Below are 340 nucleotides of genomic sequence, written 5' to 3' on the forward strand. Positions count from 1 at the left end.
ACAAACTTATACAGTAGATACTACTGCACCAAATGCACCAGTGATTGAGCCGGTTAACGGGACAGACCCGATTACAGGTACAGCAGAACCTGGTTCAACAGTAACAGTGACTTATCCTGACGGTAGTACAGCAAGCGTTGTAGCAGGATCGGATGGTACATGGTCAGTAGATAATCCTGGTCTTAATGATGGAGACACTGTAACAGCAGTAGCAACAGATCCTGCTGGCAATACTTCCGGACCAGGGACTGCTATTGTGGATGCAGTTGGTCCAAATACAGATGGTGTCAACTTTGCAGTTGATTCAGTAACATCTGACAACGTGATTAATGCTTCAGAA

1 protein-coding gene is annotated in these 340 nt (G+C 45.3%); it reads left to right on the forward strand.

Going from position 1 to position 340, the window contains the following annotated elements:
• Positions 1–340: Ig-like domain-containing protein (locus tag ACS604_RS18985; protein ID WP_474772668.1), on the forward strand; the 340-nt coding region annotated here is incomplete at both ends.

It is taken from the genome of Acinetobacter sp. Li1LvA2 (genome assembly GCF_056156705.1).